The organism is Bradyrhizobium liaoningense (assembly GCF_018130955.1).
In the GTDB taxonomy this organism is placed as follows: Bacteria; Pseudomonadota; Alphaproteobacteria; order Rhizobiales; family Xanthobacteraceae; genus Bradyrhizobium; species Bradyrhizobium liaoningense_C.
In genome coordinates, this window is the sequence record NZ_JAFCJM010000034.1 from 68,843 (window position 1) to 86,859 (window position 18,017).

The window sequence follows — 18,017 nt, forward strand, 5'->3', positions numbered from 1 at the left end:
TCGTGGAGTAGAGTGATGGATCGGCCGGGCGAAACCACCCATTTTGGCTACAGGGACGTGCCCTTAGGGGACAAGCAGACGCTGGTGAACGAGGTGTTTCACAGCGTCGCCTCGCGCTACGACCTGATGAACGATCTGATGTCGGGCGGCCTGCACCGGGTCTGGAAGGACATCATGATCACCACGCTGGATCCTCCGAGAAGCGACCACCCCTTTGCGCTGCTCGACGTCGCCGGCGGCACCGGCGATATCTCCTTCCGCGCGGCGAAGGCCGCGGGGGCGGGCTTCCATGCCACCGTCTGCGACATCAATTCGGACATGCTGGCGGTGGGCCGCGAGCGCGCTTTGAAGCGGCATCTCGACACCCAAGTGGATTTCGTCGAGGGCAATGCCGAATCGCTCGGCTTTGCCGACCGCAGCTTTGACGCCTACACGATCGCGTTCGGCATCCGCAACGTGCCGCGCATCGACCTCGCCTTGCGCGAGGCCTATCGCGTGCTGAAGCCGGGCAGCCGCTTTCTGTGCCTGGAGTTCTCGACCGTCGAGATGCCCGGGCTCGATCGTCTCTACGATCTGTTTTCCTTCAAGGTGATTCCGCCGCTCGGCCGCATGGTGACGGGTGATGCCGAGTCCTATCAATATCTCGTCGAGTCGATCCGCAAATTCCCAAAACCCAACGCCTTCGCCGACATGATCCGCGAGGCCGGCTTCTCCCGCGTCACCTGGCAAACCCTGTCCGGCGGCATCGTGGCACTGCATTCGGGCTGGCGTTTGTGATCTCCGCAATTACCCACATTGCGCGCCTGGCCCGCGCCGCGCTGGTGTTTGCGCGCGAGGGCGTGTTCGGCTCGATCGATCCGAGCCTGGTGCCGCCGCCCGGCCAGCTTGCGCTCAAGCTGGCGCGCCTGGTCGAACGGCGCAGCGCCAAGCCCGGCCCCCGCCTGTCGCGCGCGCTGACGCGCCTCGGCCCGGCCTATCTGAAACTTGGCCAGTTCCTGGCCACGCGCCCCGACGTCGTCGGCGTCAACATCGCGCGCGATCTCGAAAGCCTGCAGGACCGCCTGCCGCCATTTCCGCAGGAAGAAGCGGAAGCCGCGATCGCGACCTCGCTCGAGCGGCCGCTGACGGACGTGTTCGTCAGCTTCGGCCCCGCAGTCGCAGCCGCTTCGATCGCGCAGGTCCATCGCGGCGAAGTGCTGCGCGGTGGCATCCGCCAGCCGGTCGCGATCAAGGTGCTGCGGCCCAACGTGTCCTCGCGCTTCCGCCGCGACCTCGCCGATTTCTTCTTCGTCGCGGACAAGGCCGAAACCTATTCGGCCGAGGCGCGCCGGCTGCGCCTGATCGAAGTCATCAACACCATGTCGCGCTCGGTCGCGATGGAGATGGACCTGCGGCTGGAAGCGGCTGCGCTGTCCGAGATGGCGGAGAACACGCGCGATGACCCGGATTTCCGCGTGCCGGCCGTGGATTGGGATCGCACCACGCATAACGTGCTGACGCTGGAGTGGATCGACGGCATTGCGCTGAACGACCGCAAGCGCCTGGAAGAGGCGAGGGTCGACCTGCCCGATCTCGGGCGCAAGGTGATCCAGAGTTTTCTGCGGCACGCGCTGCGCGACGGCTATTTCCACGCCGACATGCATCCGGGTAATCTGTTCCTCGATGAGGCCGGGCGCCTGGTCGCGGTCGATTTCGGCATCATGGGCCGGCTCGGCATGAAGGAGCGCCGCTTCCTCGCCGAAATCCTGCTCGGCTTCATCACCCGCGACTATCGCCGCGTGGCGGAGGTGCACTTCGAGGCGGGCTACGTGCCTTCGCACCACTCCGTCGAAAATTTTGCGCAGGCGATCCGCGCGATCGGCGAGCCGATCCATAACCGCACGGCGGAAGAGATCTCGATGGCGCGGCTGCTGACGCTGCTGCTCGAGGTCACCGGCCTGTTCGACATGACCACAAGGCCGGAGCTGATCCTGCTGCAAAAGACCATGGTGGTGGTCGAGGGCGTGGCGCGCGGGTTCGACCCGAAACTCGACATCTGGACGATCGCCGACCCCGTGGTGCGCGAATGGATCGAGCGCAATCTCGGTCCGATCGGCCGGGTGCAAGGGGCGCTCGCCGGCACCGGCGATCTCGCCAAGGTGCTGATGCGGTTGCCCGACATTGTGGCGCGTTCGGTCGTAGTGCTGGAGCAGCTGGAGGCCATGACGCGGGAGGGCCTGCGGCTGTCGCCGGAGACCATCGCCGCGATGGGCCGCAGCGAGGGCCGCAAGAACCGCTGGCGCACCGTGGCGCTCTGGATCATCGCCGCCACCTTCATCGGAATCCTGATCGCCGTTCGGAATCTTTGATTGCGGAATCTATGATTGCGATGCAATCACGCATGTGATAGCATTGCTATCATTCCGTGCTGGAGGGCGTCATGGCGAGCCTGACCATCCGCAAACTCGACGAAGGCGTCAAAACCTACCTTCGGCTCCGTTCGGCCATGAACCGCCGCTCGGTCGAGGAGGAGGTCCGGGTCATCCTGCGCGAGCTCATCGAGGGCCGCGAGGAGCCGCTGACGCCGTTCGAGCCATCGGCGCCGACCCCTTCGCCCCAACGCACCAGCGCCCTTGCTGAGGCCAGCGTCACCCTGATCATCGGCGGCGGGATTGCCGCCTACAAATCGCTGGACCTGATCCGGCGGCTCAAGGAGCGCCGCATCGAGGTGCGCTGCGTGCTGACCAAGGCAGCGCAGCAATTCGTCACGCCGCTCGCCGTCAGCGCGCTGTCGCATGAGCGCGTCTATACCGACCTGTTTGACCCCCAGAGCGAGTTCGACGCCGGGCATATCCGGCTGGCGCGCGACTGCGATCTCATCATCGTGGCGCCCGCCACCGCCGACCTCATGGCAAAGATGGCGAACGGCCATGCCGACGACCTCGCCAGCGCCATCCTGCTCGCCGCCAACCGAAAAATCCTGCTCGCGCCGGCAATGAACCCGCTGATGTGGGGCAATGCCGCGACGCGCCGCAACGTGGCGCAGCTGACGCGCGACGGCGTCACCTTCATCGGCCCCAACAGCGGCGAGATGGCGGAAGCGGGCGAAGCCGGCACCGGCCGGATGTCGGAGGCGATCGAGATTGCGGCCGCCGCCGAACGCCTGCTGCGGCCACCGGTGCCGCGACCGCTCGTCGGCAAGCGCGTGCTGATCACGGCGGGGCCCACCCATGAGCCGATCGATCCCGTCCGCTACATCGCCAACCGCTCCTCCGGCAAGCAGGGGTTTGCCATTGCTGCCGCAGCACAAGCCGCCGGCGCCGAGGTGATCCTGGTGAGTGGCCCCGTCGATCTCGACGATCCCGCCGGCGTCACCGTCAGGCACGTGGAATCGGCGCGCCACATGCTGGAGCAGGTCGAGGCCGCGCTTCCCGTCGATATCGCGATCTTCGCTGCCGCTGTCGCCGACTGGCGCGTCGCCAATGCAGGCGAGCAGAAGCTGAAAAAAACCTCGGCCGGCATGCCGCCGCTGCAGCTCGTGGAGAATCCGGACATCCTCACCACCATCTCCAAGATGAAGGACAAGCGTCCGCCGCTGGTGATCGGCTTTGCCGCCGAGACCGAGCACCTCATCGACAACGCGAAGGCAAAGCTGAAGCGCAAGGGCTGCGACTGGATCGTCGCCAACGACGTCTCGCCCGCCACCGGCGTGATGGGCGGCGACCGCAACACCGTGCACCTGCTCAGCAAGAACAGCGGGAAGGACGGCGACATCGCGGTTGATTCCTGGCCGGTCATGACCAAGGAACAGGTCGCCACCGAACTGATCGCCCACGTCGCCAGAAGTCTCGCCGACAAACCGCTGGAGCCGGCCACTTGAGTACGAAAGTCACCGTCGAGGTCCAACGTCTGCCGCACGCCGACGGCCTGCCGCTACCGGCCTACCAGACCACCGAGGCTGCCGGCCTCGATCTCCTCGCGGCCGTTCCGGAAGGCCAACCGCTGACGCTTGCGGCCGGCAAGACCGCAATGGTGCCGACCGGACTCGCCATCGCGCTGCCGCCGGGGTTCGAGGCGCAGGTGCGACCGCGTTCCGGGCTCGCGGCCAAGCACGGCGTCACCGTGCTCAACTCGCCCGGCACGATCGACGCGGACTATCGCGGCGAGATCAAGGTCATCCTGATCAACCACGGCGAGGCCGCCTTCGTGATCCGTCGCGGCGAACGCATTGCGCAGATGGTGGTCGCGCCCGTGGTGCAGGCCGCGCTGGTTCCCGTCGCTTCGCTCTCGGAGACCGATCGCGGCGCCGGCGGGTTTGGTTCGACCGGCCGCTGACGCTGCCTCAAATTCGCAGGATTGACCGCAAGACTAGGCGCCAGGATTCCGTGGCCGGCACTTTTTGTGCGCCTGCCTTTACGTTCACGATCTGGACTCTTACCGGTGGAGTCACGAAGCGGATATTGTCGCTTGATTCGCGCGCGGCGGGGGAAGTCGTCGCGCGTAGATTCGTGCGGTCTTGGGGCAATTATGTCAGGCGTGATCGTGTCGATGCGTCGGACGCTGCTGTCGTGCACATCACTGGCGCGCAACAGCCTGATCGGGAGCGCTCTCGCAGCGCTGCTTCCGGCTGGGCCCGCAAAGGCCGCTGATTTCGTCGACACCCTATCGACACTACTGGACTTCAACCGGCAGGAAGTCGCTGTCCTGACGACCGCGCTGGCCCTGCTCGGCTTCTCGGTCATGGCCGCGATCCTGCTGATGCGCACGCGCGTGCGCACGGCCAAGAACGAGGCGCGGCTGCGCGCGCGGATCGGGGAACTGCAATTGCAGGCCGACCGCTTTGGCGCGTTGCTGTTTGCGGAACCGCAGATCCTGATCTCGTGGCCGGCCGGCGACAATCGCGCACAGATCTCCGGCGACATCTCCATGGTGCTGCCGCGGGACTCCTCCCCGCAGCGCGTGCTCGCCTTCGGAACCTGGCTGCCGCCGGAACCGGCGCTGCAGATGGACCACGCCGTCAATGGCTTGCGCGAGCGCGGCGACGGATTCCAGCTCAATGTGACCACGTCCAACGGCCACACGCTCGAAGCGATCGGGCGCGCCATCGGCGGCCAAGCCATTGTCAGGATTCGCGAACTTTCGGGCCTGCGGCGCGAGCTCGCCGAAACCAGCCTGCGCCACAAGGCGCTCTTGGACGAGACCGAGTTGCTGCGCGGCTTTGCCGCTGCCGCGCCCTGGCCGATCTGGGCCAAGGGCGCCAACGGCGCGCTGGCCTACGCCAACCCGGCCTATGTGCTTGCAACCGAAGCGCACAGCGTCCTCGATGCCCAGGAACGCAAGCTCGAACTGCTCGACAGCGCCGACCGCACCGACATGGAGCGCGGCCTGAAGGAGGCCGCCCACTTCACCTCGCGCCTGCCGATCGTGATCGGCGGCGAGCGCCGCATCTACGACGTGCGCGCCGTCAATGTCGGCGCAGGCAGTGTCGGCGTCGCGATCGACGCCAGCGAAGCCGACGCGCTCAGCTCAGCGCTGGTCCGGATGGCGGAGGCGCATCGCCGCACCCTCGACCAGCTCTCCTCCGGCGTGGCAGTCTTCGACGGCCAGCGGCGGCTCGCCTTCTACAACGATTCCTACCGCCGGCTGTGGGACCTCGACCGCAATTTCCTGGATTCCAATCCGGACGATTCCAGCGTGCTCGATCAGCTCCGCGCCGCGCGAAAGCTGCCGGAGCAGCCGGACTTCCGCGCCTGGAAGGCCAAGCTGCACGAAGCCTATCGCGCGGTCGAGACCGCCAAGGACACCTGGTTCCTGCCCGACGGGCGCGCGCTGTCCGTCGTCACCACGCCGAATCCGGAAGGCGGCGTCACCTATCTGTTCGACGACGTCACCGAGAGCCTCGACCTCGCCCGGCGCTTCGACGGGCTGATCCGCGTGCAGCGCGAGACGCTCGACAGCCTCGCCGAGGGCGTCGCGGTGTTCGGCAGCAATGGCCGGGCGCAGCTCTTCAATCCGACCTTCGCGCGGATGTGGAAGCTGTCCGGCGAGGCGCTGAGCGAGCAGCCCCATATCCAGACCGTCGAAGGCTGGTGCCATCAGCTGTTCGACGACGCGACCGTCTGGCGTCAGATCCGGGAAGCCATCACCTCGATCGAGAACCGCGTCGACGTGCTCTTGAAGCTGGAGCGCAAGGACGGCAGCGTGCTCGACTGCATGATCCGCCCGTTGCCCGACGGCGCGACCATGCTGACCTTCCAGGACATCACCGACACCGAGAATGTCGAGCGCGCGCTGCGCGAGCGCAACGAGGCGCTGGAGGCCGCCGACCAGATGAAGGTGGACTTCGTCCACCACGTCTCCTACGAGCTGCGCTCGCCGCTGACCACCATCATCGGCTTCGCCCATTTCCTCAGCGATCCCTCGACCGGCCCGCTGACGCCGAAGCAGGCCGAATATCTCGACTACGTCACCAAGTCGACCAACGCGCTCTTGGCGCTGACCAACAACATCCTCGATCTCGCGACCATCGACGCCGGCGCGATGAAGCTCGAGCTCGGCCCCGTCGACGTCTCCAAGGCGATCGAGCTTGCTGCCGAAGGCATCCAGGACCGGCTCGCTACCGACCGCATCCGCCTCAAGGTCGACATCGCATCCGATGTCGGCAGCTTCACCGGCGACGAGAAGCGCGTGGTGCAGGTGCTGTATAATCTGCTCGCCAACGCCGTCGGCTTCTCGCCGCCGGACTCCGTGGTCGGCCTCAGCGCGCGCCGCTCCGAGCGCAACGTCATCTTCACCGTGACGGATTCCGGGCCCGGAATCCCCGCCGACATGAAGGACAAGGTGTTCAACTGGTTCGAAAGCCGCTCGCAGGGCTCGCGCCATCGCGGCGCCGGCCTCGGCCTGTCGCTGGTGCGCTCCTTCGTCGAGCTGCATGGCGGCAAGGTGCGGGTGGATTCGCTCGTCGGCAAAGGCACCACCGTGACCTGCGATTTCCCGACCGACCAGGCGGCGCATCGCGACGCCGCCGAATGAGCGCGCCCACCACATTCTCCGTCGCGCTTGTCAACGAGACGGCTACTGCGCAACTGATGGCCGACCTTGCGCTGCTCACAGGCGCCGGTGACGTCATCACGCTGTCAGGCGATCTCGGCGCCGGCAAGACGGCGGCCGCGCGCGCCATGATCCGCTATCTCGCCGGCGACGAGTTTCTGGAGGTGCCGAGCCCGACCTTCACGCTGGTGCAGGGCTACGAGCAACTGCCCGTCCCGGTGCTGCATGCCGACCTCTACCGCGTCGAGGACGCGAGCGAGCTCGAGGAGATCGGGCTGTCACCGCTGCCGGACGGAACGCTGGCGCTGATCGAATGGCCTGAGCGCGCGCCGTCGGCGCTGCCTGCGGATCGCATCGACATCGCGCTCACGCATCGGCCGGCACTCGGCTCGACGGCACGCGCGGCCGATATCACCGGCCACGGCAAGGCGGCCACAACGGTCGCGCGGCTGCAGGCGCTGCGCGAGTTTCTCGATGCGGCCGGCTACATGGAGGCCACGCGCCGCCGGATGGCCGGCGATGCCTCGACCCGCTCCTATGCGCGGCTGGTTCGCGACGACGGTGTCGTTATCCTCATGAACTTTCCGCAGCGTCCGGATGGCGCCGCGATCTACAATGGAAAGTCCTACAGCGCCGCCGTGCATCTCGCCGAGAACGTCAATCCCTTCGTCGCGATCGACGAGGGCTTGCGCGCGCAGGGCATTTCGGCACCCGCGATCCATCATTCGGACCTCGACCACGGCTTCCTCATCACCGAGGATTTTGGCGGCGAGGGCGTGATCGAAGGCGAGCCGCCGCGCCCGATCGCCGAGCGCTACGAGGCCGCAACCGATCTGCTGGCCGCGCTGCATGGCGAGACCTTGCCGGACACGCTGCCGCTGACTGCGACGAGCGACTACGCCATTCCGGTGTTCGATATCGAGGCGCTGCTGATCGAGATCGGACTGATGCCGGAGTGGTACCTGCCCGACCGCGGCGCCGAACTCTCCGACGAGAAGCGCGCCGAATTTTTCGCGATGTGGCGCGAACTGTTGCAAAAGCCCATGGCCGCGCCAAAGACCTGGGTGCTGCGCGACTACCATTCGCCGAACCTGATCTGGCTTGGCGAGCGCGCCGGCATCGAACGCGTCGGCGTGATCGATTTCCAGGACACCGTGCTCGGGCCTAAATCCTACGACGTGGTGTCGCTGCTCCAGGATGCCCGCATCGACGTGCCCGAGAGCCTCGAGCTGACGCTGCTCTCCCGCTACATCAAGGCGCGCCGCGCCGCAGATGCGAGCTTCGATCCGGCAAGCTTTGCCGAGCTCTACGCCATCATGTCGGCACAGCGGAATACGCGTCTGCTCGGCACCTTCGCCCGCCTCAATCGCCGCGACGGCAAGCCGCATTATCTGCGCCACCAGCCGCGGATCTGGACCTATCTCAACCGCTCGCTGGCCCATCCCTCGCTCTCCCATTTGCGCGACTGGTACCTCGCCAACGTCCCGCCGCCAAAAGCCTGATTCGGGCCCTGATTTACCGGGTGTTAGCCGCCGCGCCGCTAATCTGCGCCGCAGGAGGCCGGAAGTTACGGGGCTGGAGCGAGCAGTATGGGGGCGAATACCGATCAGCGCGGCAGCGGTAACCGCGTCGTCTTCGAGCGGGGGATTCCCGCCCAGATGATGGGGATCGACGGCACCTGGCGGCGGGATTGCGTGATGGAGGACGTCTCCGAGACGGGTGCCAAGCTGACCGTCGATGGCTCGGTCGAGGGCCTCCATTTGAAGGAATTTTTTCTCCTGCTGTCGTCGACGGGCCTCGCCTACCGGCGTTGCGAGCTTGCCTGGGTCAATGGCGACCAGATCGGGGTCAATTTCCTCAAGCAGGGCGACAAGAAGAAAAAGGCGCGTTCCACAGCCGGCGCCTGAGTGCAACACCCGTCGTACAAACGTCACCTCGGGTGACTATGGCGGTTAGCGTTCGATGCGGTCGGCCGATCCCCATGCTAGGATTGCTGCGGCCGCGAAACCCAAGGGTGTGAGAAAGCCGACCGATGTCCGTCAAACCGACCAAAGCCATGGTGCTCGCCGCAGGGCTGGGCCTGCGCATGCGCCCCCTGACGGAGAAGATGCCAAAGCCTCTGGTTCCGGTGGCCGGTCAGCCGCTGCTCGACCATGTGCTGGACAAGCTCGGCCAGGCCGGCGTCACCGAAGCGGTCGTGAACGTGCACTATCTGGGCGACCAGATCATCGATCATGTCGCCGCCCGCAAGCTGCCGCACGTGACCATTTCCGACGAGCGCAACCAGGTGCTCGGCACCGGCGGCGGCGTGGTCAAGGCGCTGCCGCTGCTTGGCGATGCGCCGTTCTACCACGTCAATTCCGATACGCTGTGGATCGATGGCGTCCGCTCCAATCTGGCGCGGCTCGCCGAGAATTTCGATCCGGCCCGGATGGACATCATGCTCTTGATGGCCCCGACCGCGAGCAGCATCGGCTACAGCGGCCGCGGCGACTACTCCATGCTGCCGGACGGCACCCTGCGCGCCCGACGGGAGAAGGAGGTGGTGCCGTTCGTCTATGCCGGCGCCGCCATCATGTCGCCGTCGATCTTCACCGACGCGCCCAAGGGCGAGTTCTCGCTGACAAAAATGTTCGACCGCGCCAATGAGCAGGACCGGCTGTTCGGCCTGCGGCTCGACGGCCTCTGGATGCATGTCGGCACCCCCGACGCCGTGCACGCGGCAGAAGAGGCGTATCTGGAGAGCGTGGCGTAAGGGCAGCCACAAACGCCAACGCCGTAGGGTGGGCAAAGCGAAGCGTGCCCACCACTCAATACGGACGCAAGATGAGGTGGGCACGGCGCTAATGCGTCTTTGCCCACCCTACGCAGCCTCGAGATTCCGGGTTCGATGCTTCGCATCGCCCCGGAATGACAGCCGCCCCTTCAGCGCATGACCATTTGAGCATAGCTCCCTATATTGGCGCCTGTTTCCGCGAATCAGGCAGCCATGCGCGTCTTCAGTGTTCCCGTCTCAGTTCCGTTCCTGCGCACGGTCGTGGCCGCGCTCCTCGACGGCCGGCTCGTCGACGCTTTTGAGGCGCGCAAGGAGCCGGCGCGGCTTGCGGACGCGACGCTCTATCTGCCGACGCGGCGCGCGATGCGGGTGGTGCGCGAGATTTTTCTCGACGAGATGAAATCGGATGCGGTCGTGCTGCCGCGCATCGTCGCGCTCGGCGACATCGACGAGGACGAACTCGCCTTCGCCGGCGAAGCCGAACAGTTCTCGGGGGCCGAGCCACTCGATATTCCGCCACGGCTTGGCGAGCTCGAACGGCGGCTGACGCTGGCACGGCTGGTTGCGGCCTGGGCCAAGGGTCCTGTGCTGGCGCCGCTCGTGGTCGGCGGGCCCGCCTCGACGCTGGCGCTCGCTTCAGACCTTGCACGGCTGATCGACGACATGGTGACGCGCGGCGTCGACTGGGGCGCGCTCGATGGCCTCGTGCCTGATAATCTCGATCAATACTGGCAGCACTCGCTCGAATTCTTGCGCATCGCGAAAATCGCCTGGCCCGCTCATCTCGCCGAGATCGGCCGGATCGAGCCGGCCGCACGGCGCGACCAGTTGATCGCGGCCGAAGCGAAGCGCCTGACCGCGCATCCCGCAGGCCCCGTGATCGCCGCCGGCTCGACCGGTTCGATGCCGGCCACCGCAAAATTTTTGCAGGCCGTCGCCTCGCTGCCAAACGGCGCGGTGGTGTTGCCGGGGCTCGACACCGATCTCGACGAGGACGCCTGGCGGGTCATCGGCGGCAGCAGGGACCTGCTTGATATCACCGAGCATCCAGCCTCGAACCATCCGCAATATGCGATGCACGGCCTGCTGCAGCGTTTTGGCATCAAGCGCGGCGACGTCGAGATCTTGGAGCCGCCTGCACCGCATGGACGCGATCTCCTCGCCTCCGAATCGATGCGGCCGTCTAGTGCGACCGAGAAGTGGCACGACCGGTTGAAGCAGCCTGACGTGGCCGCAAAGGTTGCCGGCGGCATGACCGGCCTCTCCGTCGTCGAGGCGCCCAACCCGGAAATGGAAGCGCTCGCGATCGCGATCGCGATGCGCGAGGCGCGGCATCTCGACAAATCGGCCGCGCTGGTGACGCCGGATCGCGCGCTGGCGCGGCGCGTGATGGCGGCGCTGGCGCGCTGGAATCTCTCGTTCGACGATTCCGGCGGCGACGTGCTGATGGAAACGCCTGCCGGCGTCTTTGCGCGCCTTGCGGCGGAAGCAGCAACCAAGGGATTGGAGCCGCCGACGCTGCTGGCGCTGTTGAAGCATCCGCTGTGCCGGCTGGGTAGCACGCCGGGTGCATGGAAGAACGCGATCGAAGGGCTGGAACTCGCGGTGTTGCGCGGGACCCGGCCGCCCGCCGGCACCGCCGGCCTGTTGCGCGAATTCACGCGCTTCCGCGAAGAGCTGGGCAAATTGTGGCGCGAGGAAGCTTCCGCGCTGCATCGGACCGAGCCCCGCGCGCGCCTGAAGGCCGAAGACCTCGATCGCATCCAGGCGCTGATCGCGGCCCTGCAAACGGCGCTGGCGCCGATCGAAAATCTCGCATCGTCAAAGCCGTATGATTTCGCCGAGCTTGCGCATCGTCATCGCGAAATCCTGATCGCATTGTCGCGCGACGAGCACGGCATCCCGCTCGCCTTCGAGGAGCGCGAGGGGTTGGCGCTCGCGGCCGCCTTCGACGATCTCTTGCGCGGCGAGGTCAGGAGCGGGCTGATGGTCCCGCTCTCGGACTATCCGGACGTGTTCCAGACCGCGTTCGGCGATCGCGCGGTGCGCCGGGGCGACAAGCCGGGAGCGCGACTGCACATCTACGGCCCGCTGGAATCGCGTTTGATGCAGGCCGACCGCATCATCGTCGGTGGCCTGATCGAAGGTGTGTGGCCGCCCGCGCCGCGCATCGATCCCTGGCTCAGCCGTCCCATGCGGCATGAGCTTGGCCTCGACCTGCCGGAGCGGCGCATCGGCCTCTCCGCCCACGACTTTGCACAACTGCTCGGTGCCGATGAAGTGATCCTCACCCATTCCGCCAAGGCCGGCGGCGCGCCGGCGGTGGCCTCACGCTTCCTGCATCGGCTCGAGGCAGTGGCAGGCGATGCGCGCTGGAAAGAGGCTGTGCGCACGGGCGAGAAATATGTCGCCTACGCGCACGAGCTTGACCGGCCACACGAGACGACGCCGATCAAGCAGCCGGAGCCGCGGCCGCCGCGCGCGACGCGGCCACTCAAAATGTCGGTCACCGCGATCGAGGACTGGCTGCGCGATCCCTACACGATCTACGCAAAGTATATTTTACGGCTGGATGCGCTCGATCCCGTCGACATGCCGCTCTCGGCCGCCGACCGCGGCTCGGCCATTCACGAAGCCCTTGGTGAGTTCACCGAGAAGTTTGCCGACCGCCTGCCGCCCGATCCCGCGCGCGCGTTGCGCGAGATCGGCGAAAAACACTTTGCGCCGCTGATGGAGCGGCCGGAAGCCCGCGCCCTGTGGTGGCCGCGATTCCAGCGCATCGCGCGCTGGTTCGGCGAATGGGAGACCGCGCGGCGCGACGCGATCGAGACGATCAACGCGGAAACCCGCGGCGAGATATCGATCCAGCTCGACAATGAGCGCGCCTTCCGTCTCTCCGCGCGCGCCGACCGCATCGAGCGGCGGCAGGGCGGAGGCTATGCCATTCTCGACTACAAGACGGGCCAGCCACCGACCGGCAAGCAGGTCCGTATGGGCCTGTCGCCACAGCTCACGCTGGAAGCCGCGATTTTGCGCGAGGGCGGCTTTCCCGACATCGATGCGGGTTCGTCCGTCAGCCAGCTCGTCTATGTCCGTCTCAGCGGCAACAACCCGCCGGGCGAGGAGCGCATCCTCGAATTGAAGATCAAGCCGGGCGACACGCCGCAGCCGCCGGACACGGCCGCCGCCGAGGCGCGCTGCAAGCTGGAGGCGCTCATCCGCGCCTTCGAGGACGAGAACCAGGCCTACACCTCCCTGAACCTGCCGATGTGGACCAACCGCTACGGCGCCTACGACGATCTCGCCCGCATCAAGGAATGGTCCGCGGCCGGCGGGTTGGGGATCGAGGAATGGTGAAAGCGCCCCGCCCCATCCCCGATGCCGTGCGCGCGACGCAGGCGCGCGCCTCGGACCCGACCGCATCGGCCTTCGTGTCGGCCAATGCCGGCTCGGGCAAGACCCATGTGCTGGTGCAGCGGGTGATCCGCCTGCTGCTCGCAGGCGTGCCGCCGGAAAAGATTCTTTGCATCACCTTCACCAAGGCGGCGGCGGCCAACATGGCCGAGCGCGTGTTCACCACGCTCGGCCACTGGGTGACGCTGGATGACACCGCGCTCGACGGCGCGATCCGCGCGGCCGGGGTTCCGCATCCGAATGCAAAGATGCGGCGCGAGGCGCGAAAGCTGTTCGCCTGCGCGCTGGAGACGCCGGGCGGCTTGAAGGTGCAGACCATCCACGCGCTCTGCACCCGCCTGCTCCAGCAGTTTCCGTTCGAGGCCAACGTGCCGGCGCGCTTTGCCGTCATCGACGAGCGCGACCAGACCGACATGATGGAGCGCGCCAATTTGAAGGTGCTGCTGGAGGCCGCGCGCGCCCCCGAGAGCGTCACCGGCCGCGCGCTGCTGACCGCGATGGCGAGCGCCGCCGACGTGACGTTCAAGGAGGTCGTGCGCGAGGCCTGTCTCAGCCGCGACCATTTCATGGCCTGGACGGACCAGGCCGGCAGCGCGGAAGCGGCCGCAGCGCAGATGTCATCCGTGCTTGGCGTTGATGCCAACGACCGCATCGAGGACATCGAGACCGAGATCTTGGATGGGCCGTTCCTGCCGCGCGCCCGCTGGGACGATATCGCCTTCGCGCTGGACGATGGTGCCGCATCCGACAAGACCCAGGCGGACCGGCTCCGCGAAGCAAAAATCTTCTCCGGCGCCGCGCAGGTCGACGCTTATCTCAGCGTCTTCCTCACTGACGAGAAGCAGCCGCGCAAGGCGGTAGTCACCAAGAGGTTCGGCGACCACAATCCATCCGTGGCGCGCCTGTTCGAGGCAGAGGCGCAGCGCCTCACGGCCCTGATCGAACAGCGCCGCGCGGTCACGGTCCGCGACCGCACCGCGGCGCTGCTGCATATCGCAACGGCCGCGGCCGCAAACTACCGGCGCGAGAAGCAGGAGCGCGGGCTGCTCGACTATGACGACCTGATCGACAAGACGTTGTCGATGCTGGACCGCATCTCGTCGGGCTGGGTGCATTACAAGCTCGACCGCGGCGTCGATCACGTCTTGATCGACGAGGCTCAGGACACCAGCCCGCGACAATGGGACATCGTCGCGCATATCATCTCCGAATTCACCGCCGGTGCCGGGGCGCGCGAGGGGCTGAACCGGACGGTCTTCGCCGTCGGCGACGAAAAACAGTCGATCTTCTCGTTCCAGGGCGCTGCACCCCACGAGTTCGACCAGAGGCGGCGCGAGCTGCATCGCAAGTTCACCGCCGCCGGACTGAAATTCGATCCTGTTGCCTTCACCTATTCGTTCCGCTCAGGCGCGACGATTTTGCATTCGGTCGATCACGTGTTCCGTGAGCCGGAGATCTACAAGAGCATCCACTCGATCGATATCGGCCATCCCCTGCACAATGCGCTCGCCGATGCCGGGCCGAGCCTGATCGAGCTCTGGGATCTCGCTGTCGCCGACGACAGGCAGGACATCGAGGGCTGGCGCGCGCCGTTCGATGGCGTCTCCGTCACCAGTCCGGAAGTGAAACTCGCCCGCCGCATCCAGGCCGAGATCAGGCGGCTGGTCGAGAGCGGCACGCTGACGGGGCACGACGGCGAACGCCGGCCGCTCCGCTATGGCGATATGCTGATCCTGGTACGGCGGCGCGGCAACGCATTCGACGCGGTCATCCAGGCGCTGAAGCACGCCGGCATCCCGGTCGCCGGCGCCGACCGGCTAAAGCTCACCGAGCACATCGGAATCATCGATTTGATGAATCTGGCCGATGCGCTGCTGCTGCCGCAGGACGACCTCGCGCTCGCGGTGGCGCTGAAGAGCCCGCTGTTCGGCCTCGACGACGACGACCTGTTTGCGATCGGCTGGGGCCGCAAGGGCTCGCTGCGCCGCGCGCTCGGCGATCATGCCGCGACGCACGAAAAATTCGCGGCCGCGTTGCGCCGTCTCGAAGCCTGCGAGGCGCGCGCCCGCGCCGAGACGCCGTTCGCGTTCTATGCCTGGCTGCTCGGCGGCGATGGCGGGCGGGCTCGCATCCTGCGCCGGCTCGGCCACGAAGCCAACGACGCGCTCGACGAGTTCCTTGAACTCGCGCTGAACTACGAGCGCAAGGCGCCGGCCTCGCTGCAGGGTTTCATGGCCTGGCTGCGCTCGGCCGACACCGAAGTGAAGCGCGACATGGAGATCTCGCGCGACGAGGTCCGCGTGATGACCGTGCACGGCGCCAAGGGCCTGGAGGCCTCCGTCGTGTTCATGGTCGACACCACGTCGTCGCCCTCGGACACACAGCGGCTGCGGCTGATCCAGGTGCCGCGCGGCAATGGCGGCGAGGTCGTGGTCTGGGCCGGCCGCAAGGCGGACGATCCAAAACCCGTGATCGACGCGCGAACCGCAATGCTGGCCGAGACCGAGGACGAATATCGCCGCCTGCTCTATGTCGCGATGACGCGCGCCGCCGACCGGCTGATCGTCGGCGGCTGCATGCCCGGCAACATGAAAACAGTCCGCAAGCTCAGCTGGTACGATCTGATCGACACCGGGCTCACCGGCTCGGGCCTCGACAAGCAGACGATCGAGACGCCGCTCGGCAAGGTGACGCGATTCGCGCGGCCGGAGGACGTCGCCGCCCTCGGCGTGCCGACGGCCGCGGCCGACGAACACATTGAGCTGCCGTCATGGCTGCGGACATCAGCGCCACGCGAATCGTTGGATGACGATCTGGTCCGCCCCTCCGGCCAAAGCGCCGAGGAGGGCCGCACGGTCCGCAGCGGCGAATCGGTCCAGTCCCGCACGCTGGCGCTGCAGCGCGGCACGCTGGTGCACCGCCTGCTGCAGTCGCTGCCCGATGTCGCCTCCGAACGGCGGCGCGAGGCGGCGCGCAGCTTCCTCTTGCGCAACGCAGCAGACTGGCCGGAGCCCGAGCGGCAGGCGCTGGCCGAAAAAGTGCTCGCCCTGATCTCCGACCCCCGCTTTGCGGCGGTGTTCGCCGCGGGTAGCCGCGCCGAGGTCGCAATCGTCGGCCGGCTGGAACGCCCCAGCCGCCCGCCCGCGCTGGTGTCCGGCCAGATCGACCGGCTGGTGGTGACTGCCAACGAGGTCCTGATCGTCGATTTCAAGACCAACCAGACCGTACCCAAAACGCCCGTCGAGGCGCCGGCCGTCTATGTCCGGCAGCTGGCGCTCTACCGTGCCGTGCTTGCCAGGCTTTATCCCCAGACGCCGATCCGGGCCGCCCTGCTCTGGACCGAGGCCCTTGAATATATGGAGATTTCAGCCTCCGCGCTGAACGCGGCACTGGCATCCCTTCATCTCGGCGTGAGCGTCCTTGACCCGGCAAGGACCCGTTCATAGGTTGGCTGCATGATCCCGGGCGCGATTCCACGTCGCGCCTTTTCCTTCAACCGAACGAGGTAACTCCAATGGCCGTTAGCAAGGTCTCTGACGCCGATTTCGAAGCCCAGGTGCTCAAGGCGGACGGCCCGGTCGTCGTCGATTTCTGGGCCGAGTGGTGCGGCCCCTGCCGCATGATCGCACCCGCCCTCGACGAGATCGCCGGCGCGATGGGCGACAAGGTCAAGATCGTGAAGCTCAACGTCGACGAGAGCCCGAAGACCGCCTCGAAGTATGGCGTGATGTCGATCCCGACACTGATGATCTTCAAGGGCGGCGAGATGGCCTCCCGCCAGGTCGGCGCTGCGCCGAAGGCAAAACTCCAGCAGTGGATCACCGCCTCGGTCTGATCCGAACTGCAACGACGAGAATGTTTGGAACGGCCGGCATCACGCCGGCCGTTTTGTTTTCAGGGTTTAATCCAGCCCGTCGCCAGCGCGTTGGCGAGCTCAGGTTGATTATTGCGGCGGGCGAGCGCGGCCATCGTCTCGTGATCATAGGCGATGTGGCGGAACGTCACCTGCCAGCCGCCATTGGCAAATTCGAGGATCGCATAGCGCGCATGCGGCGTGCCGGCTTCGACGACGTGCGGATAGGGATGGATGTCGCGATAGCCGGGACTGCCGACGCTGCCGGGATTGACGATCAGCCTTTTATCGCGAAGCCGGACCGCGCGCGCCAGATGGGTGTGTGCGCAGAGGATCAGGGATTGCGTGATGCCTTTTGCGAATTGCTCGATCCGGTCGAGCGGCGATAGCGCGACGGTGCCGTCCGGATGCACGGTGTCGAGCCAGTAGACCTCGTCATTCTCCGGCGTCGCGTGGCACAGGAAGACCTGGTCACGAAAGACGCGCGTCATCGGCTGTGCACGCAGCCAGTCGAGATGCGGGCTTTCCAGCTGCGCGTGCGCCGGACGATCCCACGAGCCCATCTTCTCGGGCGGACGGTCGAGCAGATAGCGATCATGGTTGCCGAGCACATGCACGGCGTCGAGCGCCATCAGGCTGTCGATCGTGCGCCGCGCATCGAGCGGGCCGCTCAGCATATCGCCGAGATTGACGATGTCCTTGACGCCGTGGGCGCGGATGTCGGCGATCACAGCCTCCAGCGCCAGATAGTTTCCGTGCACGTCGGCAATCGCGGCAAAACGCATGGTCATTTCCTGTAGCCCGGATGGAGCGAAGCGTAATCCGGGGCCCTATCACTTGTGGCACGATCCCGGATTGCGCTTCGCTCCATCCGGGCTTCTGTAACGGGCCTTGGTTAGTCAATCCCTTTTTGCGTCATCCTCTCGCCGGGTACTTGCTTCTGTA

At 66.6% G+C, this 18,017-nt stretch carries 12 protein-coding genes; 11 read left to right on the forward strand and 1 reads right to left on the reverse strand.

The window, feature by feature from the left end; all coding sequences use genetic code 11:
* Nucleotides 1–15: 15 nt before the first annotated feature.
* The 11 genes from ubiE to trxA all read left to right on the forward strand — a co-directional run bounded on the left by ubiE (nucleotide 16) and on the right by trxA (nucleotide 17,054).
* Entirely contained in the window at nucleotides 16–777 is a 762-nt protein-coding gene (gene ubiE / locus JQ632_RS25190; RefSeq protein WP_212405285.1) for a bifunctional demethylmenaquinone methyltransferase/2-methoxy-6-polyprenyl-1,4-benzoquinol methylase UbiE, read from the forward strand.
* Nucleotides 774–2,348 carry a 2-polyprenylphenol 6-hydroxylase gene (ubiB, locus tag JQ632_RS25195; protein WP_212405286.1) on the forward strand — a complete coding sequence of 525 codons (1,575 nt, stop codon included), beginning with the start codon at nucleotides 774–776 and terminating at the stop codon, nucleotides 2,346–2,348. Before ubiE ends, ubiB begins: the two co-directional genes overlap by 4 nt.
* A gap of 71 nt (nucleotides 2,349–2,419) precedes the next feature.
* Nucleotides 2,420–3,859 (forward strand): bifunctional phosphopantothenoylcysteine decarboxylase/phosphopantothenate--cysteine ligase CoaBC, encoded by a 1,440-nt coding sequence (coaBC, locus tag JQ632_RS25200; RefSeq protein ID WP_212405287.1) that lies wholly within the window; start codon nucleotides 2,420–2,422, stop codon nucleotides 3,857–3,859.
* A complete protein-coding gene (dut, locus tag JQ632_RS25205; RefSeq protein WP_212405288.1) occupies nucleotides 3,856–4,314 on the forward strand; it encodes a dUTP diphosphatase in 459 nt (152 codons plus the stop codon). The genes coaBC and dut overlap by 4 nt, the downstream gene beginning before the upstream one ends.
* 192 nt (nucleotides 4,315–4,506) lie before the next feature.
* Nucleotides 4,507–7,011: a PAS domain-containing sensor histidine kinase gene (locus tag JQ632_RS25210; protein WP_212405289.1), complete on the forward strand. Its 2,505-nt coding sequence runs from the start codon at nucleotides 4,507–4,509 to the stop codon at nucleotides 7,009–7,011.
* Nucleotides 7,008–8,531: a tRNA (adenosine(37)-N6)-threonylcarbamoyltransferase complex ATPase subunit type 1 TsaE gene (tsaE, locus tag JQ632_RS25215; protein WP_212405290.1), complete on the forward strand. Its 1,524-nt coding sequence runs from the start codon at nucleotides 7,008–7,010 to the stop codon at nucleotides 8,529–8,531. Before JQ632_RS25210 ends, tsaE begins: the two co-directional genes overlap by 4 nt.
* A gap of 87 nt (nucleotides 8,532–8,618) precedes the next feature.
* Complete coding sequence (locus JQ632_RS25220) at nucleotides 8,619–8,936, forward strand: PilZ domain-containing protein (protein ID WP_212405291.1); 318 nt, start codon at nucleotides 8,619–8,621, stop codon at nucleotides 8,934–8,936.
* A gap of 125 nt (nucleotides 8,937–9,061) precedes the next feature.
* On the forward strand, nucleotides 9,062–9,784 hold the full coding sequence (locus JQ632_RS25225; protein ID WP_212405292.1) for a nucleotidyltransferase family protein: 723 nt from the start codon (nucleotides 9,062–9,064) through the stop codon (nucleotides 9,782–9,784).
* Between the two features lie 234 nt (nucleotides 9,785–10,018).
* Nucleotides 10,019–13,162: a double-strand break repair protein AddB gene (gene addB, locus JQ632_RS25230; protein ID WP_212405293.1), complete on the forward strand. Its 3,144-nt coding sequence runs from the start codon at nucleotides 10,019–10,021 to the stop codon at nucleotides 13,160–13,162.
* Nucleotides 13,156–16,665 carry a double-strand break repair helicase AddA gene (addA, locus tag JQ632_RS25235; protein WP_212405294.1) on the forward strand — a complete coding sequence of 1,170 codons (3,510 nt, stop codon included), beginning with the start codon at nucleotides 13,156–13,158 and terminating at the stop codon, nucleotides 16,663–16,665. The genes addB and addA overlap by 7 nt, the downstream gene beginning before the upstream one ends.
* A 68-nt stretch (nucleotides 16,666–16,733) precedes the next feature.
* Complete coding sequence (gene trxA / locus JQ632_RS25240) at nucleotides 16,734–17,054, forward strand: thioredoxin (RefSeq protein ID WP_140980672.1); 321 nt, start codon at nucleotides 16,734–16,736, stop codon at nucleotides 17,052–17,054.
* 59 nt (nucleotides 17,055–17,113) lie between these two features.
* Here trxA and JQ632_RS25245 read toward each other — a convergent pair whose 3' ends face one another.
* Entirely contained in the window at nucleotides 17,114–17,857 is a 744-nt protein-coding gene (locus JQ632_RS25245) for a metallophosphoesterase (RefSeq protein ID WP_212405295.1), read from the reverse strand.
* Nucleotides 17,858–18,017 lie beyond the last annotated feature (160 nt).